This window comes from Rahnella sp. PD12R, from assembly GCF_019200965.1.
Classification (GTDB): domain Bacteria; phylum Pseudomonadota; class Gammaproteobacteria; order Enterobacterales; family Enterobacteriaceae; genus Rahnella; species Rahnella laticis.
This window is the reverse complement of the sequence record NZ_JAHTMS010000001.1, coordinates 470,433-495,000: the sequence shown is the minus strand read 5'-3', so window position 1 is coordinate 495,000 and position 24,568 is coordinate 470,433. Positions and strand designations below refer to the sequence as shown.

The following is a 24,568-nucleotide window of genomic DNA, read 5'->3' as shown; positions in this document are numbered from 1 at the left end:
GCCCGTCCACCGGTCAGCGCTGCCTGCGTTACAAAATAAGGTGACAGAAACCAACAATACGCAGACCAAAACCGACGGGGCAAACATGAAAAGAGAACAGCTGGCCGAACAAATTATAGAAACCTGCCTGCAAATGACGCGCATGGGGCTGAATCAGGGAACGTCCGGCAATGTCAGCGTGCGTTATGGCGACGGAATGCTGATTACGCCAACCGGGATCCCGTATGAAGAGCTGACGGCGCGGCAGATCGTCGAGGTCAGCGAAGACGGCAGACACGATCCGGCCAAAACGCCGTCCAGCGAATGGCGTTTCCATCAGGCCATTTATCGCGCGCGACCGGACGCACAGGCCGTTGTTCACAACCACGCAGTGCATTGCACGGCGGTTTCCATTCTTAACCGGCCCATTCCGGCCATTCATTACATGATTGCGGCGACCGGCAGCACGGTGATCCCGTGCGCGCCGTACGCGATTTTCGGGTCGCAGGCATTGTCTGATCATACCGAAGCGGCGATCAGACAATCCAAAGCGATTCTTCTGCAACACCACGGAATGATTGCCTGCGGCAGTAATTTGCAGAAAGCGCTCTGGCTGGCGCAGGAAGTTGAAGTGCTGGCGAGGCTTTATCTGTTGCTGCTGCCGGTGACGCCGGAAGTGCCGGTTCTGTCCGATGAAGCGATGGAAGCGGTGCTGAACAAATTCCATCACTACGGGATTATTACGCGGGAAGAAGCCTGAAATAAAAATGCCCGTCACGACATGACGGGCATCAGCGTATGCAAAAGTACTCAGTTCACGCCCTGCGCTTCCATTTGCTGGAGTTTGCGGGCTTTTTTGGCGCGGGCATATTCATCCGCCATAGCCTTGGCTTTTGCGCCCGGGATCAGCGCCATATCGCACTCTTTCGGCAACAGCGTGGTCACCAGAGCGGCAATCAGCAGGGATGCGACCAGCGCATAAATCGCCGTGCTCTGGCCGTACAGGCTGACTAATACACCGACCAGATACGGGCCGCAGAAGCCACCGAGATTCCCCAGACCATTAATCACACCGCGTGCGCTGCCTGCCACTTCCGGCGTGGTGACTTTACCCGGTATAGTCCAGAAGGCGCTGGTCGCGGCTTGCAGGAAGAACCCGGCACCGACCAGAAAACCGTAGGCCGCCATAATATTGTGACCAAACGCCACGGACGCAGCCAGACAGGCGGCGAAACCGCACAACGGCAGGGCGATAAACATGCGGCGTTTGCCGGTTTTATCGGACAGTACGGACATCGCCAGGATCCCCAGCATGGTGCCGACGTAAGGGATAATCGCCAGCATGCCGACTGAACTCATGTCGCCGCCGGTGAGGTTTTTCAGGATAGTAGGCAGCCACAGCGTGTAGCCGTAAATCCCGGTCTGATAGAAGAAGTTAATAACAATCAGTTTGACGATAGATTTATTGCGAAAGACCTCTTTGAGCGGCGCGTTATTGACCGGTGCCAGCGCCCGCAGTGCTTCGCGTTCACGGTTTAATTCGGTGACCAGATAATCGCGTTCGCGCTCAGACAGCCATTTCGCTTCTTCCGGACGGTCGCTGATGGTGAACCACCAGAACAGCATCACCACGAAAGATAATGCCCCTTCGATGATGAACAACCAGCGCCAGTCGAGCGTATCCAGGATCAGGCCGGACAGCGGCGCGGTAATCATCCCGCCGAGCGGCGCGAACATCAGCACATACGCATTGGCGCGGCCACGTTCTTTATCCGGGAACCAGTTGCTGACCATCGTCAGCACCACCGGCAACATCCCGCCCTCTGCCACACCCAGCGCAAAACGCAGGAACAGCAGCTGATACTGGTTAGTAATAAAGCCGGTCAGAATGGAAATTACCGCCCACGCAATCAGCGAGCAGGCAATGAATTTACGGCCACTGCCGTGAACCGCCAGGCTTCCGCCGGGCACCTGTAAAAACAGATACCCGATGAAGAAGATACCGGCAGCCAGACCGGCCATTGATGCGGTGATGCCTAATTCGGCATCCATTCCGCCGGGCATGGCAAAACTAATATTGACCCTGTCCATGAAGGAAATAATACAGGCGATAAGTATTGGGGCTATTACACGTAACCAGCGGGCCTTAGGAATTTTATTATTCATCGTCTTTCCTCTGTGTGCTTGTATCCGGCGATGACCTAATAAAAGCATTTTGAGGAAAGTATTTCGTGACAGGAGTCACGTTGAATTATGTTAAGAAAAGGTGTTACCTGCAACGTGATCCTGCACCGCAGTTCGCGTGCAGGACGAAAGGAGGGGAATTGCAGAAAAGGGCACGTTAAATCGTGCCGCCGAGGGAAATCCGGTAGTGCAGATCGACACGCTCAATAGTTGGCAGGTTTTTGATTTTTTTAAGCAATATTTCGGCGACAACCTTGCCCATTTCAAAGCGCGGCGTAATAACGCTGGCCAGCAACGGCGTGGTCGCCAGCCCGATGTCCAGCCCGTGAAAACCTGAAATTGCCATGTCCTGCGGGACGCGGATGCCCAGTTTCAGACATTCCTGTAACACACCGACGGCAATATCGTCGTTGGTACACAAAATTGCATTGGTATGCGGATACAGCTGGCGCGCCATCGATAACATTCCGGCACCGATAGACACCGATGAAACCTTATTCGGCGTGATATGCACCGGCGTCAGCCCACGTTCACCCATTGCCCGGCTGTAGCCCTGATAGCGTTTCTGGTCACGCGCGTCCGACATCGAACCGAAATAAACCACATGCTCTTTACCGCTGGCGAGAAGCGTATTCGCCATGTCATATCCGGCCTGCTGATTATCAAAACCAACCGCAATACGGCCATTCTGATCGTCGAGATCCATCACCTGAGCGACCGGAATTTCAGCCGCATTCAGATACTTATCGGCTTTGAGGGTATGCACGGAATCCGTGAGGATCAGCCCTGCCAGCTGATAACCAAGCAGGTTGATAATGTGCTCTTCTTCGCGGTCCTTGCTGTAATCGTAATTCACCACCAGCGTCTGGTAGCCCTGCGCGGACGTCACGGACTCAATACCAGCCAGCAAATCGGAGAAAATCTGGTTGTTAAAAGAGGGCACCAGAATGCCGATGCGCGGCGCTTTGGCCGGTCCGCGGGCTTCTTCCAGCGGATAACCGACTTCTTCCATGACTTTGGTGATGCGCTCGCGGGTTTCAGGAGAGACTTTTTCCGGCGTGCGCAGAAAACGGCTGACCGTCATCTTGGTAACATCCGCCAGTTGGGCGATGTCCTGTAATGTCACGCGCTGGTTTCTCATGCGGGTTTCCCTGATTATTTCCCAAAATATATCCGATTATTGAAACAGAAAGCGCCGGAGATTGTTATCAAAATGATGATGATCACATCGGGAGTAACAGGGTTTTTTAACATTCTTCAAAGTGATCTGCATCACAGTTTGGCCGCCGGTAAACCGTTGTAGTGGGGCTAACTTTTCATAAGCAGCTTTTTAATAAGGCCAACGTCATGACAAATCTCTTCTCCCTGGATAATAAAAAGATTCTGGTCACCGGTTCCACGCGCGGTCTGGGTTTCCTGCTGGCGAAAGGGCTGGCGCAGCACGGGGCGGAAATTATCGTCAACGGCACGCAGCAGGAATCGACACAAAAGGCCGCTGAAGCGCTGCGTGCGGAAGGGTTTATCGCGCACGCCGTGTCATTTGATGTCACGAACAGCCAGGCGGTGAATCAGGCGATTGACCATATCGAAAAGGCCATTGGCCCGATTGATGTGCTGGTGAATAACGCGGGGATCCAGCGCCGCCACAAATTTACCGATTTCCCGGAAAAAGACTGGGACGACGTGATTGCGGTGAATCAGAAGTCTGTTTTCCTGGTGTCACAGGCGGTCGCGCGTTACATGATCCAGCGCGAGCGCGGCAAGATTATCAATATCGGTTCGATGCAAAGTGAGCTGGGCCGCGACACCATAACGCCGTACGCTGCCTCAAAAGGCGCGGTGAAAATGCTGACGCGCGGGATGTGTGTCGAACTGGCGCGCTATAATATTCAGGTGAACGGCATTGCGCCGGGCTATTTCAAAACCGACATGACGCAGGCGCTGGTCGATAACAAAGAGTTTTCCGAATGGCTGTGCAAACGCACGCCAGCCGCGCGCTGGGGCAACCCGGAAGAGCTGGTCGGCGGTGCGGTTTATCTGTCATCGAAAGCATCTGACTTTGTTAACGGGCATCTTTTGTTCATCGACGGCGGAATGCTGGCCGCAGTTTAGTAAAGGAAAATTATGAGCAAAATCGCACTGGTCACCGGCGGTGGCAGCGGTATCGGGCTGAGCGCCGCGAAGTCGCTGGCGGGTATTGGGTTTACGGTCATTCTGGCGGGGCGCAATACACAAAAACTGGCGCAGGCCGTGGCACAGTTTGCACCGGGACAAGCGGTGGCGCGTCAGCTGGATGTGACCAGCCCTCAGTCGGTCGCCGCGCTGTTTGCGGATATTCAGGAAACCTTCGGGCGGCTGGATTTACTGTTCAATAACGCCGGAAACAACGTGAAAGAGGTGCCCATTGATGAGCTTGCGGTAGAAGACTGGCTTTCGGTGATCAACACCAATCTGACCGGCGCATTTTTGTGTACGCAGGCGGCGGTAAAACTGATGAAACAGCAGTCTCCGCAGGGCGGCCGCATAATTAATAATGGCTCGGTTTCCGCGCAGTCGCCGCGTCCGAATTCCGCGCCTTACACTGCCAGCAAGCATGCGATTACCGGTCTGACCAAATCAACGGCACTTGATGGCCGCGCATTCAATATTGCGTGCGGACAGATTGACGTCGGAAATGCCGCCACGGATATGGGCAATAAAGCGCTGGCAGGCAGGATGCAGGCCGACGGACATATTGCCGAAGAGCCGGTCATTGCGGTGGAGCGCGTCGGTGAAGCCGTGGCTTTTATGGCCGGATTACCGCCGGGCACCAACGTTCTGACCATGACGGTGATGGCCAGCGCCATGCCGCTGGTCGGGCGGGGGTAACGCTTTTCGCTTACAAAAAAACGGCCCGAACCGGGCCGTTTTGCATTTCATCTTTCGTGATTATGCTTTTCTGACTTTACGCTTTCTGCCGAGCCAGAAAATCAGCACCAGCAGAATGATCACGCCGATGACCATCGCCGGCGCCATGAACGGTTGCAGTTTCGCCAGAAGTGTCACCGGGCCGCCTGCGCGTAATACCGCCACATCCTGCGCGCTGACCTGAACGCCCGCGTTGCCGTAGTTTTTCAGCACATAGTTGGAGATATCCGCAATCTGCTGATCGTCGAGCTGACCGACATACGAACCCACGCCAAATTTCGGCATAAGAACATGATGGTCGCCCACCTGGCGATCGACGCCGTAAAGAATGGCGGAGATCAGGTTCGACGCATTCCCGAGGCCGGTCGCGGTGTTATTAAACAGCGACGGATACGCCTGATTCTTGCTGCCTGAGCCATCCGGCTGGTGGCAGCTGGCGCAATATCCGCTGAACAGTGCTGCGCCGTTGTCGATAGTTTTGTTCGCGTTAAACGGATGCGCGCCGCGCAGGCCATCTTCCACATTCACCGGCTTACCGAAGGTATCTGCCGCCTGTGTATCGCGCGGATCGCGAACCGGCGTGCTGTTTTTCAGGTAGAAGGCAATCGCGTTCAGATCGGTGTCAGACATGTATTGCAGACTGTTTTGCACCGCTTCCGCCATACCGCCTGCGGCCTGATTTTTCCCGGCGGTCCGGCCTGTTTTCAGGTATTCCACCAGCTGAGTCTGCGACCAGTTGCCAATGCCGCTGACCGGATCAGAACTGATGTTCGGCGCGTACCACGGGCCAACCATGCCGCCCGCCAGCGGTTTATCCGTCACCGAACCCATCATCAGGTTACGCGGCGTATGGCACGTGTCGCAATGCCCGGCACCGTTCACCAGATACGCACCCCGGTTCCATTGCTCACTTTTGGTCGGATCCGGTTTAAACGGCGTGCTGTCGAGATACATCAGGTTCCACCCCGCCATCGCAATACGCATGTTGAACGGGAACGGCAGGGCAGTTTCGGTATTCGGCTGTTCGACCGGCTTCACACCCTGCTGGAAATAGACATACAACGCGTGCATATCGGCATCGCTCATATGGCTGTAAGAGGTGTAAGGCATGGCCGGATAGAGATTTGCACCGTCCGGACGCACCCCTTCGCGCACGGCGCGGGTGAACTGTTCTTCGGTGTAATTCCCGATACCAAACTGCTTCGACGGCGTGATGTTGGTGGTGTAAATCGTGCCCATCGGCGAATGGATTTCATATCCGCCCGCGAACGGTTTTCCACCCTCAGGTGCCGTATGGCAGGCCTGACAGTCTGCGGCGGTCGCCACTTCCTGGCCCTGATGGACGAGTTCAGCCTGATTGTCCTGTGCGACGGCAAAACCGCTCAGGGACGCACTTAACAGGCAGGCAGTGAGAAGTTTTTTCATGCTGCACCTGCCAGTTTTTTTGACATGTCGTCTGCGGCTTTCAGCGCCAGCGCGGCCATGGTCAGCGTACTGTTCACCACGCTGGAAGACGGGATCGCGCCGCCGCCCGGTAACCACAGGTTGGCATGATCGTGAGTCCGGCAATCGCCGTTCACCACGGAATCCTTCGGATCGTTGCCCATGATCGTTCCGCCCATAATGTGGTTGTTGGCGTTCAGGCTGGTGGTGATGTTGAATTCTTCCGCCATAAACAGCGAGCCGATATGCTCAAGTTGTTTATGCGCCGCTTCCGCGCCTTTACGCACGTAATCGCCGACGTCGTAATGAATATCCGGGCATGGCAAACCGTGCGGATCTTTACGGGTTTTGCTCAGCGTCAGCCGGTTATCCGGGTCCGGCAACGGCTCCAGGCTGATGGACAAGTCCACGCCGAAGATGGAGCGGCGGCGGATTTCTTCGTCCAGCTCCTGACCCACCAGCCCCATCTGCAACGCTTTGGAGGTTGCCGGGATCACGCGGCTGATGTTGTTGAGGATCATTTTGTTGGCGGAATAATCTTTGCGGAAATCACCGTCGCGCGGGCCGACCAGACAGCTGCTCTGCGCCGGGCCACGGCCAATCCACAGCGGCTCTTTGGCGATGAACGTACAGTGGAAACCGGAGTGGTCCATCATGTTACGGCCCACGTGATCAGAGGAGTTGGCGATGCCGTTCGGGTTTTTATCGTTGGCCGCCATCAGCAGCAGACGCGGAGTCTCAATGCCGTTACAGGCCAGCGCGAACACTTTGCCGGTCGCTTTGTGGGATTTTTTCTGGTTATCCAGCCAGTGAACCGCCGTCACATTGTTGTTTTCGTCGGTATCAATCTTGTAAACCACCGCCTCGGCCAGCACCACGGCACCTTTGTTTTCAGCGCGTTCGACGTGTGCGATACCGTTGTACATCGCGCCAATCGGGCAGATTGGCTGACAGTTGTTATTGCCGCAACAGGTCGGACGGCCGTTCCACGGACGGGTGCTGCGCCCTTGCGGGATGGGCACCGAGCGGTAACCGTGCGGGTTCACAATCTCTGCAAAACGCGTGTCGCCATAGCCGTAAGGAACCTGTTCCATCGGGTATGGCTTGCTGCGCTCGGAAGGGGATTGCAGCTCAGGATCGTTCGGGCCTGCAACGCCGATTTCTTCTTCTGCGCGGCAGTAATACGGTTCGAGTTCGTCATACGAAATCGGCCAGTCGCGGCCCACGCCGTACAGCGTTTTCATTTTGAAATCGTTCGGGACGTGACGCCAGCAGGACGCCGCCCAGTGCCAGGTCGTGCCGCCGACGGTGCGCAGATAACCTTGTTTAAAGCTGCCCGCACTGGGGCCGGTCAGATGAACGTAGTTATTTTCCGGGAAGTACAGCGGGGCCGGGGCGTTTTCTGACTGCGGATACAGCCCCTGGAAATCAGAACCTGCGCGGTTATCGAACGGCATGTTGCGCCAGTTTTCGACGGCCTGTGCACGTTCGATGCGTAAACCGGCTTCCAGCACCAGAACGGAATAACCTTCGCTGACCAGCTGATCGGCAATCATGCCGCCCACGACGCCGGAACCGACAACAATCACATCAGCAGACGCATCGCCGTCTGCGGTAAATACGGGTTTTTTCATCAGGCTTTGCTCACATCAGATTCAGAAGTACGGGTAAAACGATCGGCATTCATGGACTCAGGCATCGCGGCATCAGGTGGCGCGGCGGTGAAGTACAGCGGGCCGTTACCGCAGTAGGTCGGCACAATCAGGCCGTCGCTGACCGGGCGATACATCAGCGCATCTTTATAAGAGACCAGAATGGAATCGGTTCCATGTCCGACCGTGCCGGTATACCAGGCTGTGACGATGCTCGTCACCAGTTCGCCCAGACCGTTCTGCTGCGCGGCTTTCTGCAAATCTTTCGCAGCCTGCCCCGGTTTAACCAGTGCATGCAGTTTGCTGACCTGAGCCGGGAAGTCAGGCTGAGAGCGGAAGAAGGCATTGAAAATCTGGGCAGAAGTTCCTTCACTGATATTTTTATGCTCGGTGATGGCCTGTGATACCAGATAGAACTGACCGAAGATGACCGGTGACTGCGTGGCTGTTTCTTTCTCCGCCTGGCTCAGGAAAGGAAAGCCGAGAAGGGTCGTTGCGACCATCGCGGAAGTCAGTCCTTTCAGCAGTTCGCGACGACTGAAACCGGTTCCATTTTCGGTGTTATTGCTTGCCATGATTGAAGGATCGTTTTCCATCTCATTTCTCGCTGGGATTGGGTGTGAGCTAAATAACTCAGGATTTGCTTATCTGATTCTTATTATATGTCGCTAATGTCGAGACTTATCAGCAGGTTGATGATGCCCTGTGGTCTCTGCGATAGGGTATACCAGTAATAACGATGCGGATGATAAGCCAAAGAAGAATAAATTGTGCAAACAAATTGTGCGGATTTATTAACATTAGATCCAGATTTTAACGTATGATGCGACGCCGTGAATTTTGTAACCAACTGGTTCATTTCAAAATGAAATTAACACCATGAAGCGCGGTGCGAAAAGTCAGGATTGATTTTAACTGTCTGATTTTATGCTTTTTATTCACGTTTATGAGACATTTCATATCATCAATTTGTATATTAAATGTAAATAAAAATGCAATAAAAAGTAGCGTCATTTGATTAAAATGGTTGTGAATCAAGACTAAAAAGGTTACAAATAAGCCAAAATGAGATCTGTCTCTCAGATTCATCGGGAGCAGACATAAAAATAGCTGGGTCTGTGAGCTTGCGCTGGAATGACGTTAATTTAATGTTAATTATTTGAGCGAGAAGTGGGCAAAGCAAAGTCTGTCGGCTATAACTTAATCAGTGAAGTTGTAGCTATTTTGTAAAAATATCGTGTAGATAATTGGTTAACATCATTGTCTGGGGAACCACGTGAATAATATCCAACTTTCGGTAGTACATCGTTTGCCGCAAAGTTATCGCTGGTTGTCAGGTTTTGCCGGTATCAAAGTTGAACCGATTCCGCTGCCTGGTAACGATGAAGATAACAATCTGATCGGCCTGAAACTGCTGAGCCATGAGGGCGAATTCGCCTGGCAGGTGATGCACCAGTTAACTGATGCCTTAGAAGATATTCAGGTTAAAGCGGCGATTGTTGAAATCGACGGCGAACCGTGTTTATTCGTCCACCGTGAAGATGAAAGCGCGACCCTTTGCTGCCTGAAAAATATCGGCGCGGCAATCGCGGAATCTGTCACCGCACTTTATCCATTCTGAACCGCCTGATCACAACGTCAGGCGATTTGCTCCTGCGAATCGAACGCATCTGACGCACTCAGCAATTCACGGGTGTAAGGCTGCTGCGGCGCGGTAAAAATCTGCTCGCAATCTCCCTGTTCGACCACTTCCCCATTCCTGAGCACCAAAAGCTGGTGACACAAAGACCGGACGACATGCAAATCATGGCTGATAAACAGATAAGTCAGGCCGTGACGTTGTTGAAGTTCGCTCAGGATCGCCAGAATCTGCGCCTGCACCGATTTGTCCAGAGACGATGTCGGTTCATCCAGAATCAGCATTTCAGGCTGTAAAATCAGGGCGCGGGCGATAGCAATACGCTGGCGCTGACCGCCGGAGAATTCAGTCGGATAACGGTGACGGCTCTGCGGATCCAGCCCGACTTCCTGCATCGCCCGTATCACTTCCTGTTCGCGCTCCTGCGCACTCACTTTCCGGTGAACCAGCAAACCTTCCGCAATAATCTGCTCCACGGTAAATCGCGGGTTCAGCGCTGAGAAAGGGTCCTGAAACACGACCTGTATCCGGCTGCGGAAGGGCAGCATTTGCTTGCGCGAAAAAGTGTGCAGCGGCTGGCCGTCAAACCAGATTTCGCCCTGAGATTTCATCAGACGTAAAAGCGCAAGCCCGGTCGTGCTCTTCCCTGAACCTGATTCGCCCACCACGCCGAGGCTTTCGCCACGCCGCAGCTGAAAACTCACCTGATTTACGGCGTGTTTAACGCCGACGGTGCGGCGCAGCAGGCCTCGTTTGACGGGAAAGCCCACATCCAGGTTTTTCACGTCCAGCAAAACGGCAGGCTCCCCTTTCAGCGGCTGCGGGCGCCCCTGCGGTTCGGCCTGCAACAGGTGTTGCGTGTAAGGATGCTGAGGCTGGCTGAAAAGGGTGGCACGTGGCTGCTGCTCAACCAGACGCCCTTGTTGCATCACGGCAACGTTATCCGCCAGACGTCGCACGATGCGCAGGTTGTGGGTGATAAACAGCATCGCCATGCCCATTTCCTGCTTCAGTTCGTCGAGCAGGGATAAAATCTGCGCCTGAACGGACACGTCCAGCGCCGTTGTCGGTTCATCGGCAATCAGCAGTTTTGGCTTTGTCAGCACCGCCATGGCAATCATGACGCGCTGGCGTTCGCCGCCGGAAAGCTGATGCGGGAAATCCCGCAGACGGGAAGCCGCCTGGCGGATACCCACACGATCAAGACAGCTGAGGATTTCGCTCCGCGCCGCATCACCCCGCAGACCACGATGCAGCGTCAGCACTTCAGTCAGCTGCTTTTCAAGCGTATGCAGCGGATTCAGTGAAACCATCGGCTCCTGAAAAATCATCGAAATCTGGTTGCCGCGGATCTGGCGCAGGGCCGTGCCGTCGGCTTTAATCAGCGACCGGCCTTCAAAGAGAATATCTCCTTGCGGATAGACGGCGACGGAAGGCAGCAGGCGCAGCACGGACAGCGCGGTCACACTTTTGCCTGAGCCGGATTCGCCCACCAGCGCCAGCGTTTCACCCGCGTGAATATTCAGGGACACGTCGCTGACCACTTCACGCTGCTGATTTCCCTGACGGAAAGCCACGCTCAGGTTGCGGATTTGCAGTAAAGAGTCCGTCATCTCAGAGCGCCTCGCCGTGATGTGCCGAAGGGTTGAAGGCGTCGCGGACCGCTTCACCGATGAAAATCAGCAAGGACAACAGGGACGCCAGCACGACAAATGCACTGATGCCCAGCCACGGTGCCTGCAAATTATTTTTGCCTTCCATCAGTAATGTGCCCAGTGAAGGCGAACCCAGCGGCAATCCGAAACCGAGGAAATCCAGCGACGTCAGCGTGGTGATGGAGCCGCAAAGAATAAACGGCAAATACGTCAGTGTGGCAACCATCGCATTGGGCAGCATATGACGCCACATAATGGCCCGGTCGCTGACGCCCATCGCCTGCGCGGCGCGGATGTAATCAAAATTACGGGTGCGCAGGAATTCGGCGCGCACGACGCTCACCAGCGTCATCCAGCCCGAAAGCACGGTAATCAGCAACAACCACCAGAAGTTGGGCTGCACCACGCTGGCCAGAATAATGATCAGGAATAGCGTCGGAATGCTGGACCACACTTCGATAAAACGCTGCCCGAGCAGGTCGATAAGCCCGCCGTAATAACCCTGCGTGGCACCGGCAATAATGCCGATGACAGAGGTCAGGACGGTGAGGAAAATGCCGAAGAACAGCGAGATCCGTAAGCCATAGAGGATCTGCGCCAGCACGTCGTGCCCGTTGCTGTCGGTGCCCAGCCAGTTTTTCGCCGAGGGAGGGGAAGGGAAGGGCTGCGTGGTCGAGAAATTAATCGAGTTATAGCTGCTGCGTACCGGCGCCCAGATGGCCCAGCCGTGATCTTCCAGCTGTTTGAGCACAAACGGATCCTGATAATCCGCGGGCGTTTCCAGCTCACCGCCAAACGTGGTTTCGCTGTAATTCACCATAAAAGGCACATACCAGTGCCCCTGATAACGCGCCAGCAGCGGCTTGTCGTTGGCGAGAACGTTGGACAGCAGCACCAGAGCCAGCAGAACCATAAAGATCCACAGGGACCAGAATCCGCGACGGTTCTGGCAAAAACGTGCCCAGCGCGCCTGAGTGACAGTGCTGAGTTTGAAGAGTCTCACGGTCATCAGTGACGGCCCTCGAAGTCGATACGCGGGTCAACCAGCGTGTAAGTGATGTCGCTGACGATATTGAGCAGCAAGCCAATCAGCGTGAAAACGTAAAGCGTGCCAAAAATCACCGGGAAGTCGCGCTGGACGATGGCGTCATAGCCCAGCAATCCTAAGCCTTGCAGGGAAAACATCACTTCAATCAGCAGGGAGCCGGTGAAAAACATGCTGATGAACGTGGCCGGGAAACCGGCAATCACCAGCAGCATGGCGTTGCGAAAGACATGACGGTACAAGATCTGCTTTTCATTCAGCCCTTTCGCCCGCGCGGTCACGACGTACTGTTTGCTCACTTCATCCATAAAAGAGTTCTTGGTCAGCATGGTCAGCGTCGCGAACCCGCCAATGACCGTCGCCAGCACCGGTAATGTGACATGCCAGAGATAGTCGGTGATTTTCCCGTACCACGGCAGCGTGTCGAAGTTGGGTGATGTCAGCCCGCGCAGCGGGAACCAGTCGAGATAACTGCCGCCGGTAAACAGAACAATCAGCAGGATGGCAAACAAAAACGACGGCACGGCGTAGCCGATAATAATGAACGAGCTGCTCCAGGTATCAAACCGTGAACCGTTGCGCACCGCTTTGCGGATGCCCAGCGGGATCGACACCAGATAAATAATCAGCGTGCTCCACAAACCGATGCTGACAGACACCGGCAACGCGCTTTTCACCAGCCCCATGACGGTTGAACCGCGAAACAGGCTGTCGCCAAAATCAAAGCGCACATAGCTGGAGAGCATTTCGAAATAGCGGACGTGCAGCGGTTTATCAAAACCAAAGCGATGGGTAATTTCTGCGATAACTTCAGGATCCAGCCCGCGCGCGCCGCGGTACTGGCCTTCGCCAAACTGGGCCACGCCGGGTGACGCTTTTCCGTTACCGCTGTTACCGGCAGAATTCGGCAAGCCGCTGGATTGCCCCATTTCTATCGCCGCTATGGCCTGATCTACCGGGCCGCCGGGCGCAATCTGCACGATAAAAAAGTTGATGGTAATGATGGCCCAAAGCGTTGGGATCACCAGAAGCAGTCGTCTTAAGAGATAAGCGGCCACATTGTGCTCCTCAACGGCGTTGTGCAGGCAGACGCGCTGCACGGTTCATGTCATACCACCACGTATCCAGCTCCAGTCCGTTGGCCGGAGCGATCGCAGGCATCGAGAATTTATCCCAATAGGCATAGCGTTCGTGATGGGTGTACCACATCGGGATCATATACATATTCCAGGTCAGCACCCGATCCAAAGCATGGCCGAGCGACAGCAGCGCGTCCGGTTTGCCCTGGTTAGCGGCAATCTCATCGGTCAGTTTGTCGATGGCCGGATCGCTGACGCCCGGTTTGTTGTAAGTGGAATCCAGATATTTGGTGTTCCAGTAAATCTGTAAATCGCTGCTCGGGTAAGACATCGCCGGATAAACCGTCGGGATCATGTCGTAATCGCGCTGGCGCATGCGGCGGACAAACTGAGAATTGTCGACTTCACGAATCGACATTTTGATGCCCAGACGCTGCAAATTGTGCTGGAACGGCAGGACATACTGCGAGTTACCGCCGCCGGGCAGCAGGAGTTCAAAGGTAAACGGCTTGCCGGTTTTGCTGTTGACCAGCACCTGATTTCTGACTTCCCAGCCGGCTTCTTTCAGCAGCGCAGTCGCCTTCAGCAGATTTTCCCGGTCATTGCCGGAGCCGTCCGTGCGCGGTGGTTTATACAGCGTGCTGAACACTTCAGCCGGAACCTGTTTCTTGAGCGGCCCGAGCCACGCCAGTTCTGCTACGTTCGGGTAATCTTTCGCAGCGTACTCCGTATTCTGGAAATAACTGTCAACGCGCTGATAGGCATCGAAGTAAAGCGCCCGGTTCATCCAGTCGAAATCAAAAGCCAGCGTCAGGGCTTCGCGCACCTTGCGGTCGGCAAACTGAGGGCGGTGAATGTTGAACGCCAGCCAGCGCGTATCCTGCGCGGCCTGATTTTCCTCATCGGCCTTCACGATAAAGTTTTTGCTGAAATTCCCGCCCTGATATTGCGTTGACCAGTTCTTTGGCGAGGTTTCCATTCGGAAATCAAATGCGCCGGATTTGAAAGCTTCAAGGGCAACGTTATCGTCAAGATAGTAGTCGTAGCGGATCGTATCGAAATTATAACGACCCCGGTTCACCGGCAGATTGGCGGCCCAGTAATCCGGCACGCGCGAGTAAGTGATGTACTGGCCGAGCTTGTAATCGCTGATGCGATAAGGGCCGCTGCCCGGCGGTGGCGTGCTCAGCGGCTCATTGAATTTATGTTTTTCCCAGAATGCTTTGGGCAGGATCGGCAGGCCGAGCAGCCCCAGCATCATGTCCTTGTCGGCTTTCGGCAGCACCATGCGTACCGTCAGCCGTGAGATGGCTTTTACTTCCACACCTTTATAAACCACGCGGAACTGCGGAACGCCTTCCGTCATGAATTTCTTGAACGTGAATTCGACGTCGCTGGCGGTGATCGGCGTGTTGTCATTGAAACGGGCGCGGGGATTGATATCCACTTCCACCCAGCGGTACTGGCTGTCGTAACGGGCGGAATCGGCAATCAGCGGATAGTAGCTGCCGATTTCATCACTCGATGTCGTGAAAAGCGGGTCATACAACGAACCGCTGCGCACCGCCGGATTACCGCGGGAAGCGAAACGGTTGAAATTGTCATAAGTGCCGATGGCAGCCAGCGTGATCTGCCCGCCCTTCGGCGCGGCGGGATTGACGTAGTCAAAGCTGGTGAAGTTTGAGACATATTTCGGTTCGCCTAAAATAGCGAACGCGTAGCTGTCTTGTATGACCTCGGCCTGTGCGCTGAGACTCAGCAGGCACAGCGCAACGGCAAGCACGCGAGAAAACATCCTGGATCTGCACTCCTGTGATGACGACAACATGGCGCGGACATGATTGCCGCAGGCTATTGTTCAGTGGTAATCAATTGATCGCTAAGACCTTGTAACACATCAGCCTCAGGTTTCATCCCTGATTTCGGCCTTTTTATCACACTCAGGGGCAGACGGCGAAGAGAAAAATGGAACAAAAGATATAGCGCTGATAGAGATTAAATCTGGTACGTCGCTTCTTTCTCATTGAAATCGCGGATGAAATTCATCAGTTCACCGATGCCCAGCGGTTTGCTGTACAGATAACCCTGAAGATAGGTGACGCCGTGATTGCGCAGATATTGCGACTGCAACTCGGTTTCAACACCTTCTGCCACGGTCTTGAGTTTCAGCTCTTCGGTGAGCTTAAGGACGGTATCCAGCACCGGCGCAATCAGCGTTTTCTGGTCAATGGACATCACGAATCCGCGATCAATTTTCAGGTAATCAAGCGTGAACTTTTCCAGATAAATCAGCGCGCTGTGCCCGGTGCCGAAATCATCAATGGCAATCTCAATATTGTGGTGCCGCAGCCAGTTGAATTCCCGCAGCGCGCCTTCGGTATCGATCATTCCACGTTCGGTAATTTCGAAAATCACCTGAAACGCATTCTCCGGTAACGCCTCGATAAAATTCAGCACGTCGTCATGAAAGCTGACCCTGCTCATGTGGTGCGGGGAAATATTGATGCTGAGTTTAGATTTTTCAGGTAACGCGTGTTGCAGCTGGTGCGCGTCGGCGGCGACCATCGACATCATATGCTGGGTCAGTTCGACAATCAGACCCTGCGTTTCGGCGTAACCGATAAAGATATCCGGCGGAATGCGCCCTTCAATCGGATGTTGCCAGCGCAAGAGGGCTTCCAGGCCGGTGACTTTCAAACTTCTGGATTCAATGACCGGCTGGTATTCCACGAAAAATTCTTTGTTTTTAAGGCCACGAAGAATTTCACGTTCGACGTTGTGCCGGTTGAGCAGGCTGAAATAGATCAGCGCACACACCAGCAGGCTAAGCAGCAATCCGCCGAGCAGGGTGAAACGAATGTTGTCGCCGGTCAGGGAAGGGGAGTACAGGCGCAGCGTGAACGGGAGATCGCCGGGGTTCACTTCGGTGAAATGGCTGTGCGGTAGCTTGCTGACCGGAATCAGGCCTTCTTTGGAAGAGATCAGCGCGCTGTCACCGATAAGCAGCGCAAAACCGCGATAGCCGGTGCCGGGCAGTGCAAAAAGCATATAAGGCGAGAGAGTCAGTTCCAGCGTGGCAATCACGCCATCGTTCGATGCGCCGGGATTACGCTGCCAGACAATAATCACCGGGCGATTGGGCACTGCCGGGGTGCCCATTTGCAAATCAATGCTCATCATTTTATCGAAATCAATATCGTGAAGTGAGCTTGTGGCCGAAATGTTCTGGTTACCGGAAGCGGAAGAACAGAAAACCATGCCGTTGCGCACCAGCTGGAAATCGCGGACACCGATGCTGAACGCGGCATCGCGGTTAATTTCACTGGCAACGGAAGGGCAGGATTCCGACGTCAGCAGACCAATCCTGCGCATTGTGTCGGTGAGCTGATGAAAATAGCGGGAACTGAACTCTGAGGTTCTTTCGGCAATCTGCCCCTGCTCGCGGGCATTGTTGGCTTTGATCACGGTCAGCGTGACAATAATAAACAGAATGAAGAACAGCACTGAAAAAAGGAGGCTTCGTATCAAATAACGGCGCTTGGGCAATACGGTGTGTGTCAGCGCCGTTCGTAAACCCATGTGTTTTGCCCTTTTTCTCGCGAAAGAAATAAAAGTATAACGTAGATAAAAAACACCAGACCCTTAATACACTTTATTACAGGCACAAAAAAACGCCATCCGGAGATGACGTTTTTTTATTCGCTTGGTATAGGACAACAAGAATTAAATCATGGGGTAACGGAATCAGCCGTTAGCCAGAACTCGTCTTGCTTCGCGGTACCGTTTATTCCAGTAAGTCTCGTTCAGGTTCGAAATCATCACACCAGCGCTGGTGGAAGCATGAACGAACTGATCATTACCTAAATAAATTCCGACGTGGCGCCCTGTTGAGCCCGCACCGAACAATACCAGATCACCCGGGCGCAGTTTAGAGCGCTGGATTTTCTTACCTTTTTCTTCCTGTTCATACGTCGAACGCGGAAGGTCCATACCAAATTGTTCGCGGAATGTTACCTGGACGAACGCTGAGCAATCGATACCACGCTTGCTGTCACCGCCTAACCGATAACGAACGCCTTTCCAGCCAGCGTACTGATCCATAATTTTGGATTTAACGTTGACGTTACGAACCATTGCTTCGAATTCATCCTGAGAGGCTTGCAGTAGAAGACCGTCTTTGTCATTTACTGCACGCATATCAGTTTGTGCGTTTTCTGTGTTCGAAGAATGTGTACCACTACACGCAGAAAGAATAATTGCTGCGCCAATCGCGGGAATTAACCGCGTGATATATCTCAGAAACGGTTGAGACTTGACCATTATTGTTGTTATCCCTTGCTGTCCTTAACGATGAAATCGTTATTAAAATTACCAAACCAAGCGAGACTACCTGCCGCGATCAGATGGGACAAACACCTAACGGGCAAAATGTGCGTCAGAGCACGTTTTTTCCTTCAAACCGGGTGTTTTTGCCACATTTCTGTTCAAGCGTTTTGGAGATTACCGTAATGAATAAGGGATTGCGAGAGGTTTTACGGGATTTTTTATAAGAAATTGTGATGTAAGCTGATGTAAGTAAAGATGTTAAAAAGGATGGGCGATTTTTATACTAATTTGGGTTAAAACCGCATCGCAAGCGGGTTTCCAAGCAATAATTTAGCAAAGTATATCTGGGAATTGTCTGGAAAAAAGTTCAGGCAGAACAAAACGTTCTGCCTGATCATAATTAAATTATATGTATGGAAAAATCAGGCTGGCTTAATAGGATTTTTTTTACCGGGGAGTTTTCTCTCCAGCCAGTTAATCAGCAAATCACTGGCGGGCGTCATCAGCCACCAGCTTGCCCCGACCAGCACCACAGACAGTGAACCTACCGCGATATCCGTAAACCAGTGCGCCCCGATCATTACGCGCGGCAGCGAGAAGATGGCGGTGATCACCAGTGCAATCACAAATGCCGTCTTGCTCAGATAACGCAGCATGAAGCAGGAGAAAATAATCAGCATCATACCGTGGTCGCCCGGGAAGCTGTCTGCGGACGAATCTTTGGTCGGGATCCCGGTCAGCTGGCTGACGCGGTTAACGCCCTCAAAACTCAGCGACGGGCTCTTATGGCTTACCGGCAGCAAATGCCCGAGCTGATTGAGTACCACGGCGGTGAGCAGCATCACAAAGCCAATAATGATGTAACGACGGCGGCCGGCGTTATCTTGTTTCAGGAAGTAGCTCAGATAAAGCACTCCCATTGCCAGCAGGGAAATCACGTCGAAAGCACGGTTATTGGTCACCGCAACCAGATGCAGGAACCAGGCGTCCGTCGTCAGGTGACGGTTAAAGAAGAAGAAAATCGATTTATCAATCGGGAACCAGAAACCGTGGTTTGTAGGTAAATAGAAAGATAAGAAAAGAGCAACGCCTGATACGTTGAGTATCAGGATTGCTGGAATATTTCGGCGCCACATAGCAGGAAGCCCTATTGTTAGCAGGATAAGTATTAATTTAGTCAGCGTTAACTTAATCGGTTTAACTTAAACGAACCTTCAACAAAGTGGATTGTAATGTGTTCCATTGTGCTTTATCGCGAGTAATCAGCTCAATTCTGCTGTCTGAGGGCGCCATTGGTTTGGTTTCAATACTCAGGTCATTACCCTGACGATTTACCAGCAACGTCCCTTCTTTAATACGCAGAATGCCTTTCACGCGGTCGACCGGTGCCAGACGCGCCCAGTCGAGAATACCCGCGGTATCAAATACGGTTTCAGCATCAAAAATCCACCCGCAGCTGGTGTAGCCGTCGGCTTCGTTCAACGCACGACGCCAGCGCTGTGTTTCCGGCAGGCTAAGGGCGGCCAGCCCGCGCGCAGGGGCGTGCGCATGATGATGCTTACCCGCGGGCAATTCGGCCAGATTCAGACGGGGTAAATCGAGCAACACCGGGTCAATCTCACCCTGAGAGGCAATCACCAGCTGACGTCCGCCGCCGTTCAGGCTGAACCAGGCTTCCAGTGCCTGATTGTCCTGCGCCTGCACCACATCGGATTTATTGGCGACAATGACGTCTGCTGCAGCAAGCTGATCGCGGAAGTTTTCATTATCGATGACGCGCTGATCGCTCAACTGGCGGGGATCCATCAGGCATAACGTCGCGTTGAGCGTCAGCCAGTCTTTGTAAACTTCAGACGTTAACAAAGAAAGGATCTGCTTCGGATGGCCCAGCCCGGTCGGTTCAATCAGCAGACGGTCAGGTTTTGCCTGCTGCAATAACATATTGAGACCTACCTGCATCGGCAGGCCATTCACGCAACACATACATCCGCCGGGAATTTCTTTCAGCACTGCGCCGCTGTCGGCCAGCAATGCCCCGTCAATCCCGACTTCCCCAAATTCATTGACCAATACAGCCCATTTTTCTCCCTCTGGCTTCTGAGCCAGCAGATGGCGCAGCGTCGTCGTTTTGCCGCTGCCCAGAAAGCCGGTAATCAGGTTGGTTTTGGTCATTTTCATATGTCCTTTTCATAAATTTACACGTCAATGTGCAATGCCGACTTAAGAAAATCCAGCGCTGTGCCGATGGATAACATGGATTGCTTAGTTTTAACGTCGCGGCACCCAATTATTTTGAGCGGACAGGTGCTAATTGGTTTAGATGTATTAATGTTAAATGGATGTATCGTGAATTTTAAAAATGTAAATTCAAATGAGGTGTTGCCATGAACAGAATCAAATGGGTACTGTTTTTGGGAGTTTTGGCCTCAGGGATGATGCAGTACGCCAGCGCGGGATCAACCGGTACTATCCATTTTTATGGCGCAATTGTTGAAGGTGGATGTAACTTCAAAACCGGTGGAAGTCAGCTTGTCAGCAGCTGTGAGCGGGGCGCTGCGAAAGTTACGCAGGCGCGTCAGATCAGCGCGACGAATCCACTTTCTTTCAGCCTTCCACTGTCTTTAGGCCACGTCACGACGCAACAGGTGAACAACAATCCCCATCTGGCGCTGATGACGGTGTCCTACAATTAAAGCCGCATAAAAACGATGAGCATTTCTGATTAGTTCATCACCGGTCATTTTTGCCCGGACAGTGTCAGGGTAAAGTGGCCCGACAACTTTGAAAACTGGCTGACCCAATTTTGACCGGGTCGTCAGTTTTCCCCTCTGGTTCTTCCCCTTTGTGCCCACATGTTATAATTTCCCCTCCTGTATCAGGCATCCGGAACGCTGAAAAAGCCGTTTCAGGTGTAGGACCAATTTCATAGCATCACCAGCGGGGCGACATTATGCGACTTTATCAGGAGATTGGCGGCCATCTGCGCCGTGATATCCATGCCGGAAAATACGCCCCTGGCGACCGCCTTCCTCCGGAACGTGATATTGCGGAATCTTACTCGGTGAGCCGCAGCGTGGTGCGTGAGGCACTGATTATGCTCGAACTTGAGAAGGTCGTTGAAGTCCGCAAAGGTTCCGGCGTTTACGTGCTGCACCAGCCTGATGTGTTGCCGCAGGAAGACGCGGACAGAGGTTACGGCCCGTTTGAACTGTTGCAGGCGCGGCAGTTGCTGGAAAGCGAAGTGGCGGCATTTGCTGCCATGCAGGCCACCAAAACCGACATTCTGCAAATGCGTGATGCGATTGAAGCGCAGCGAAGCTGTATTGCGCGCGGTGTTTCGGATGACGTGGAAGATCAGCGTTTCCACGCCCTGCTGGCGCAGGCATCTCAAAACAGCGTACTGGTAAAACTGGTGGACGATTTATGGCAGATTCGCCAGCGCAGCTCAATGTGGGAAGGGATCCACCAGCACGTCGGGGATAAAAACTACAGCCAGATATGGCTGCTGGACCATCAGGCGATCCTTCAGGCGGTTTTACGCCGTGATGCCAAGGCCGCGAAACAGGCCATGTGGCAGCATCTGGAAAACGTAAAAGATATGCTGCTGAAAGTCTCGGATGCCGATGACCCGTCTTTTGACGGCTTCCTGTTTTCGTCGGTACCTTCGGAACTGAATGACTGATCCTGCTCCACAATAAGAAACGGCTGCCGGAGCAGCCGTTTCTTCATACGATGGATTTTCAGCCCACGTATTTCGCGACGGTTTTCTTCGCGCCAACCCTTTGCAGATCGGCATACGCATTCAGAATAGCTTGCACCACTTTTTCTTCCTGCGGCAATTGCTCACCGAATACGCCCGTCAGCGCAAGCAGCGCTTTCACACGCGGCTCGCCATCAGCGGTAGATGCCACGATTTCAGCCAGAGTTTCAGCCATCGGATCTTTAATCTCGATAGGCTGACCCGCATCATCCGTTCCGCCGATATAACGCATCCAGCCCGCAACGCCGAGCGCCAGTAACTCGTAAGAACCGCCGTTTTTTACATGCCAGCGGATGGAGTCGAGCATACGTTGCGGAAGCTTCATCGTTCCGTCCATGGCGATTTGCCAGGTGCGGTGTTTCAGCGCCGTGTTGCAGTAACGGGCAATCAGGCTGTCGGCATAAGCGGTGAGATCGACACCTTCTACGCTCAGCGTCGGTGCCTGTTCGGACAGCATCAGACGATGGGCTGCTGCTTTATAATTCGCATCTTCCATGCAATCGTTGATGTGCTGATAACCGGCCAGATAACCGAGATAGGCCAGGAACGAGTGGCTGCCGTTCAGCATCCGCAACTTCATCTTTTCAAACGGCAGAACGTCGGAAACCATCTGCGCACCGGCTTTTTCCCAGTCCGGGCGGCCTGCAACAAAGTGATCTTCCACCACCCACTGAATGAACGGTTCGCAGGCAATGCCGCACGGGTCAGTCACGCCGCCCAGCGCTTCGGTGATTTCTTCCAGCGTGGTGTCCGTGGCCGCCGGAACGATACGGTCAACCATAGTGCTTGGGAAAGAAACGTTCTCAGTGATCCACTTCGCCAGTTCGGCTGAGCGGGCTTTCGCCATACCCAGAACGGCGTTTTTGACCACCAGACCATTTTCAGGAATATTGTCGCAACACAGTACGGTAAAGCCTGGCAGGCCGCGTTCATGACGCAGACGCAGGGCTTCCACTAACACGCCGGGCGCTGTGCAGGGTGCCTGACCACCGGCCAGATCCTGCTGAATTTTTGGGTTTTGCAGATCCAGCTCGCCGGAGCCGGGTTCAATGCAATAGCCTTTTTCGGTGATGGTCAGTGAAACAATCGCTACCTGCGGCTCGGTCAGTTTTGCCAGCACGGCATCCAGCCCGTCGATCCCGCCGTGGACCGACTCATGCGCTGAGCCGACGATAATGGCCTGATTCCCTTCGGCACCTTTTTCCAGCACGGTAAAAAGATGATCCTGCCCGCGTAAACTTTTGATTAATGACTCATTGCCAAACAGGCTGACTTCACAGATCCCCCAGTCGCCACCTTGTTGATTTAACACCCGGTTGGTCAGCAATGCCTGATGGGCGCGATGGAAAGCACCAAATCCGAGATGAACAATGCGGCTTTTCAATGCGTCACGATCATAACCAGGTAATGACACTGCTGCTGGCAGGGACGCTGTGGCAATAGTTTTCATGCAATACTCCAGGCAAGTCAGAAATAATGAAATTGGTCAGGCCAAATTGGGGCTGTTTACCCGTAAGCTGAAAATTATGCTGGATAAAGCGACGATTTAAGCCGAAATCAGGCTTTAGAGTGTAAAGTCATATGATAGAAAGGGGAATTGGTAAGTCCACACAGCCGCTCGTTTTGTGATGCAGATCGAGTGTCTGAGATATTTGTGATGAGAAATCCAGGGCGAAAAAAAAGGAACGCCGTGGCGTTCCCTATAAAAAGCGGGGCAGCTGACCTTAGTCAGCGCGGCCCATATAACGACGTTCAGCAATATGAATGCGGATTTTGTCGCCGGAACTCAGATATTCTGGCACCTGAATATTCAGGCCGGTAGCCATCACAGCCGGTTTAGTACGTGAGCTTGCAGACGCACCTTTGATGCCCGGCGCGGTTTCAACGATTTCCAGATCTACCGTCTGTGGCATTTCCAGCGCCAGCAGCTGGCTGTCGAGCGTCAGAACCTGCATACCCTGTAAACCTTCTTCAGGAATGAACAGCAACTCTTCTTCAATCTGTGCTTTGTTGAAGGTGTAAGGTGTGAAGTCTTCGTCATCCATAAAGATGTACTCATCGCCGTCAACGTAGGAGAAATTCACCTTACGGCGGGTCAGGGTCACGGTGTCGAGAATGTCGTCACCCTTGAAGCGTTCTTCCACTTTGCCGCCGGTACGCACATCGGCGAAACGCATTTTGTATAAGGTGCTGGCACCACGGGCGCTCGGGCTCTGCACATCAATGTCTTTTACCAGCAGCAATTTGCCGTCGTAGTTCACAACCAAGCCGCGTTTAATTTCGTTAGCACGTGCCATATAAATAACCTGTCAGCAGAGAGAATAATAATTTGCGACACGTTACCCGCGCCGCTGATTTCAGGCAAGCAGATAGCGTAAAAAGAGTCTGGAAAACCCGCTTTCTGACGCAATTTTAGTGGTCTGCCTGCCGACATTAAAAATGTTCGATATACAGTGTTAAAGAGTAGTAAATATTTCGCTGGTGGCGGTGTTGCGCGCCTGCTATTGTCGCGTCTCAAAATGTGGCCTGAGGAGGCTGTTAATGGACTGTCGTACCGATTGCGGAGCCTGTTGCATAGCGCCTTCAATTTCCAGCCCGATCCCCGGAATGCCGGACGGCAAACCCGCCAACACCCGCTGCATTCATCTGGCCGATAACTTCCTGTGCCAGATTTTCACCTCGCCGCTGCGGCCAAAAGTTTGCGGCAGCCTGCAGGCCAGCCGCGAAATGTGTTTCACACACCGCGATCAGGCGCTGACTTATCTCATTAAACTCGAAGCCGATACCGCGCCTTAAGCCAGCATTAAGGGGACTAAAAAATATTCATAAATATTCATATATTTCAGGTGTTTATTTTATGGATGATATATTGTTTTTAATCAAAGTGGTAAAAATATTT

At 53.3% G+C, this 24,568-nt stretch carries 22 protein-coding genes; 7 read left to right on the top strand and 15 right to left on the bottom strand.

What is annotated here, in order from left to right:
- The first annotated feature begins 85 nt into the window (after positions 1-85).
- Positions 86-739 carry an L-fuculose-phosphate aldolase gene (locus KWG64_RS02320; protein ID WP_218520797.1) on the top strand — a complete coding sequence of 218 codons (654 nt, stop codon included), beginning with the start codon at positions 86-88 and terminating at the stop codon, positions 737-739.
- 50 nt (positions 740-789) lie between these two features.
- Here KWG64_RS02320 and KWG64_RS02315 read toward each other — a convergent pair whose 3' ends face one another.
- Positions 790-2,145: an MFS transporter gene (locus KWG64_RS02315; RefSeq protein ID WP_165058233.1), complete on the bottom strand. Its 1,356-nt coding sequence runs from the start codon at positions 2,143-2,145 to the stop codon at positions 790-792.
- Between the two features lie 175 nt (positions 2,146-2,320).
- On the bottom strand, positions 2,321-3,304 hold the full coding sequence (locus KWG64_RS02310) for a LacI family DNA-binding transcriptional regulator (protein ID WP_218520796.1): 984 nt from the start codon (positions 3,302-3,304) through the stop codon (positions 2,321-2,323).
- A 206-nt stretch (positions 3,305-3,510) separates the two neighbouring features.
- Between KWG64_RS02310 and idnO the strand changes: the two genes are divergently transcribed.
- Positions 3,511-4,275, top strand: a complete 765-nt coding sequence (gene idnO / locus KWG64_RS02305) for a gluconate 5-dehydrogenase (RefSeq protein WP_218520795.1) — start codon at positions 3,511-3,513, stop codon at positions 4,273-4,275.
- A gap of 12 nt (positions 4,276-4,287) precedes the next feature.
- The gene (locus tag KWG64_RS02300; RefSeq protein WP_218520794.1) at positions 4,288-5,031 is read left to right on the top strand and encodes an SDR family oxidoreductase; all 744 of its coding nucleotides are present in this window, start codon (positions 4,288-4,290) and stop codon (positions 5,029-5,031) included.
- A 60-nt stretch (positions 5,032-5,091) separates the two neighbouring features.
- Here the strand turns inward: KWG64_RS02300 and KWG64_RS02295 are convergent, their stop codons facing one another.
- From KWG64_RS02295 to KWG64_RS02285, 3 genes are read right to left on the bottom strand one after another with little or no spacing between them, the layout of a single operon-like run.
- Entirely contained in the window at positions 5,092-6,495 is a 1,404-nt protein-coding gene (locus tag KWG64_RS02295) for a cytochrome c (RefSeq protein ID WP_218520793.1), read from the bottom strand.
- A complete protein-coding gene (locus KWG64_RS02290) occupies positions 6,492-8,147 on the bottom strand; it encodes a GMC family oxidoreductase (RefSeq protein WP_195812914.1) in 1,656 nt (551 codons plus the stop codon). The genes KWG64_RS02295 and KWG64_RS02290 overlap by 4 nt, the downstream gene beginning before the upstream one ends.
- A complete protein-coding gene (locus KWG64_RS02285) occupies positions 8,147-8,761 on the bottom strand; it encodes a sorbitol dehydrogenase family protein (protein ID WP_218520792.1) in 615 nt (204 codons plus the stop codon). The genes KWG64_RS02290 and KWG64_RS02285 overlap by 1 nt, the downstream gene beginning before the upstream one ends.
- A gap of 680 nt (positions 8,762-9,441) precedes the next feature.
- Between KWG64_RS02285 and KWG64_RS02280 the strand changes: the two genes are divergently transcribed.
- Positions 9,442-9,786 (top strand): YejG family protein, encoded by a 345-nt coding sequence (locus KWG64_RS02280; protein WP_015689537.1) that lies wholly within the window; start codon positions 9,442-9,444, stop codon positions 9,784-9,786.
- A 17-nt stretch (positions 9,787-9,803) separates the two neighbouring features.
- Here KWG64_RS02280 and yejF read toward each other — a convergent pair whose 3' ends face one another.
- The 8 genes from yejF to KWG64_RS02240 form a co-directional block, all read right to left on the bottom strand.
- A complete protein-coding gene (gene yejF / locus KWG64_RS02275) occupies positions 9,804-11,417 on the bottom strand; it encodes a microcin C ABC transporter ATP-binding protein YejF (protein ID WP_218520791.1) in 1,614 nt (537 codons plus the stop codon).
- A gap of 1 nt (position 11,418) precedes the next feature.
- On the bottom strand, positions 11,419-12,468 hold the full coding sequence (locus tag KWG64_RS02270; RefSeq protein ID WP_195825084.1) for an ABC transporter permease: 1,050 nt from the start codon (positions 12,466-12,468) through the stop codon (positions 11,419-11,421).
- Positions 12,468-13,562 carry a microcin C ABC transporter permease YejB gene (gene yejB / locus KWG64_RS02265; protein ID WP_165058222.1) on the bottom strand — a complete coding sequence of 365 codons (1,095 nt, stop codon included), beginning with the start codon at positions 13,560-13,562 and terminating at the stop codon, positions 12,468-12,470. The genes KWG64_RS02270 and yejB overlap by 1 nt, the downstream gene beginning before the upstream one ends.
- Positions 13,563-13,572: 10 nt before the next feature.
- Complete coding sequence (locus tag KWG64_RS02260) at positions 13,573-15,378, bottom strand: extracellular solute-binding protein (protein WP_218520790.1); 1,806 nt, start codon at positions 15,376-15,378, stop codon at positions 13,573-13,575.
- A gap of 200 nt (positions 15,379-15,578) precedes the next feature.
- Entirely contained in the window at positions 15,579-17,162 is a 1,584-nt protein-coding gene (locus tag KWG64_RS02255) for a cyclic di-GMP phosphodiesterase (RefSeq protein WP_255562066.1), read from the bottom strand.
- A 165-nt stretch (positions 17,163-17,327) separates the two neighbouring features.
- Positions 17,328-17,903, bottom strand: a complete 576-nt coding sequence (gene mepS, locus KWG64_RS02250; RefSeq protein WP_152324316.1) for a bifunctional murein DD-endopeptidase/murein LD-carboxypeptidase — start codon at positions 17,901-17,903, stop codon at positions 17,328-17,330.
- A 428-nt stretch (positions 17,904-18,331) separates the two neighbouring features.
- Positions 18,332-19,045: a phosphatase PAP2 family protein gene (locus KWG64_RS02245; protein ID WP_218520789.1), complete on the bottom strand. Its 714-nt coding sequence runs from the start codon at positions 19,043-19,045 to the stop codon at positions 18,332-18,334.
- A 61-nt stretch (positions 19,046-19,106) separates the two neighbouring features.
- Positions 19,107-20,081: a GTP-binding protein gene (locus KWG64_RS02240; RefSeq protein ID WP_218520788.1), complete on the bottom strand. Its 975-nt coding sequence runs from the start codon at positions 20,079-20,081 to the stop codon at positions 19,107-19,109.
- A gap of 212 nt (positions 20,082-20,293) precedes the next feature.
- On the opposite strand from KWG64_RS02240, the gene KWG64_RS02235 reads away from it, so the two are divergent.
- Both KWG64_RS02235 and KWG64_RS02230 read left to right on the top strand, forming a co-directional pair.
- Complete coding sequence (locus tag KWG64_RS02235; RefSeq protein WP_195825079.1) at positions 20,294-20,602, top strand: hypothetical protein; 309 nt, start codon at positions 20,294-20,296, stop codon at positions 20,600-20,602.
- A gap of 257 nt (positions 20,603-20,859) precedes the next feature.
- Complete coding sequence (locus KWG64_RS02230) at positions 20,860-21,591, top strand: FCD domain-containing protein (RefSeq protein ID WP_195812905.1); 732 nt, start codon at positions 20,860-20,862, stop codon at positions 21,589-21,591.
- 58 nt (positions 21,592-21,649) lie between these two features.
- Here the strand turns inward: KWG64_RS02230 and KWG64_RS02225 are convergent, their stop codons facing one another.
- Positions 21,650-23,119 carry a mannitol dehydrogenase family protein gene (locus tag KWG64_RS02225; protein WP_218520787.1) on the bottom strand — a complete coding sequence of 490 codons (1,470 nt, stop codon included), beginning with the start codon at positions 23,117-23,119 and terminating at the stop codon, positions 21,650-21,652.
- Between the two features lie 274 nt (positions 23,120-23,393).
- A complete protein-coding gene (gene yeiP, locus KWG64_RS02220) occupies positions 23,394-23,966 on the bottom strand; it encodes an elongation factor P-like protein YeiP (RefSeq protein ID WP_218520786.1) in 573 nt (190 codons plus the stop codon).
- Positions 23,967-24,210: 244 nt separating this feature from the next.
- Between yeiP and KWG64_RS02215 the strand changes: the two genes are divergently transcribed.
- On the top strand, positions 24,211-24,465 hold the full coding sequence (locus KWG64_RS02215; protein ID WP_101076044.1) for a YkgJ family cysteine cluster protein: 255 nt from the start codon (positions 24,211-24,213) through the stop codon (positions 24,463-24,465).
- Positions 24,466-24,568: the final 103 nt, after the last annotated feature.

Excerpts from the sequence above, each read along its gene's own strand:
- KWG64_RS02320 (WP_218520797.1), top strand. The coding sequence starts at position 86 with ATGAAAAGAGAACAGCTGGCCGAACAAATTATAGAAACCTGCCTGCAA.
- mepS (WP_152324316.1), bottom strand. The coding sequence starts at position 17,903 with ATGGTCAAGTCTCAACCGTTTCTGAGATATATCACGCGGTTAATTCCC.
- KWG64_RS02270 (WP_195825084.1), bottom strand. The coding sequence starts at position 12,468 with ATGACCGTGAGACTCTTCAAACTCAGCACTGTCACTCAGGCGCGCTGG.
- KWG64_RS02245 (WP_218520789.1), bottom strand. The coding sequence starts at position 19,045 with ATGTGGCGCCGAAATATTCCAGCAATCCTGATACTCAACGTATCAGGC.
- KWG64_RS02285 (WP_218520792.1), bottom strand. The coding sequence starts at position 8,761 with ATGGAAAACGATCCTTCAATCATGGCAAGCAATAACACCGAAAATGGA.
- KWG64_RS02240 (WP_218520788.1), bottom strand. The coding sequence starts at position 20,081 with ATGACCAAAACCAACCTGATTACCGGCTTTCTGGGCAGCGGCAAAACG.
- KWG64_RS02255 (WP_255562066.1), bottom strand. The coding sequence starts at position 17,162 with ATGGGTTTACGAACGGCGCTGACACACACCGTATTGCCCAAGCGCCGT.
- idnO (WP_218520795.1), top strand. The coding sequence starts at position 3,511 with ATGACAAATCTCTTCTCCCTGGATAATAAAAAGATTCTGGTCACCGGT.
- yeiP (WP_218520786.1), bottom strand. The coding sequence starts at position 23,966 with ATGGCACGTGCTAACGAAATTAAACGCGGCTTGGTTGTGAACTACGAC.
- KWG64_RS02235 (WP_195825079.1), top strand. The coding sequence starts at position 20,294 with ATGAACAGAATCAAATGGGTACTGTTTTTGGGAGTTTTGGCCTCAGGG.
- KWG64_RS02300 (WP_218520794.1), top strand. The coding sequence starts at position 4,288 with ATGAGCAAAATCGCACTGGTCACCGGCGGTGGCAGCGGTATCGGGCTG.
- KWG64_RS02215 (WP_101076044.1), top strand. The coding sequence starts at position 24,211 with ATGGACTGTCGTACCGATTGCGGAGCCTGTTGCATAGCGCCTTCAATT.
- KWG64_RS02315 (WP_165058233.1), bottom strand. The coding sequence starts at position 2,145 with ATGAATAATAAAATTCCTAAGGCCCGCTGGTTACGTGTAATAGCCCCA.
- KWG64_RS02295 (WP_218520793.1), bottom strand. The coding sequence starts at position 6,495 with ATGAAAAAACTTCTCACTGCCTGCCTGTTAAGTGCGTCCCTGAGCGGT.
- KWG64_RS02310 (WP_218520796.1), bottom strand. The coding sequence starts at position 3,304 with ATGAGAAACCAGCGCGTGACATTACAGGACATCGCCCAACTGGCGGAT.
- KWG64_RS02260 (WP_218520790.1), bottom strand. The coding sequence starts at position 15,378 with ATGTTTTCTCGCGTGCTTGCCGTTGCGCTGTGCCTGCTGAGTCTCAGC.
- KWG64_RS02230 (WP_195812905.1), top strand. The coding sequence starts at position 20,860 with ATGCGACTTTATCAGGAGATTGGCGGCCATCTGCGCCGTGATATCCAT.
- KWG64_RS02225 (WP_218520787.1), bottom strand. The coding sequence starts at position 23,119 with ATGAAAACTATTGCCACAGCGTCCCTGCCAGCAGCAGTGTCATTACCT.
- yejF (WP_218520791.1), bottom strand. The coding sequence starts at position 11,417 with ATGACGGACTCTTTACTGCAAATCCGCAACCTGAGCGTGGCTTTCCGT.
- KWG64_RS02290 (WP_195812914.1), bottom strand. The coding sequence starts at position 8,147 with ATGAAAAAACCCGTATTTACCGCAGACGGCGATGCGTCTGCTGATGTG.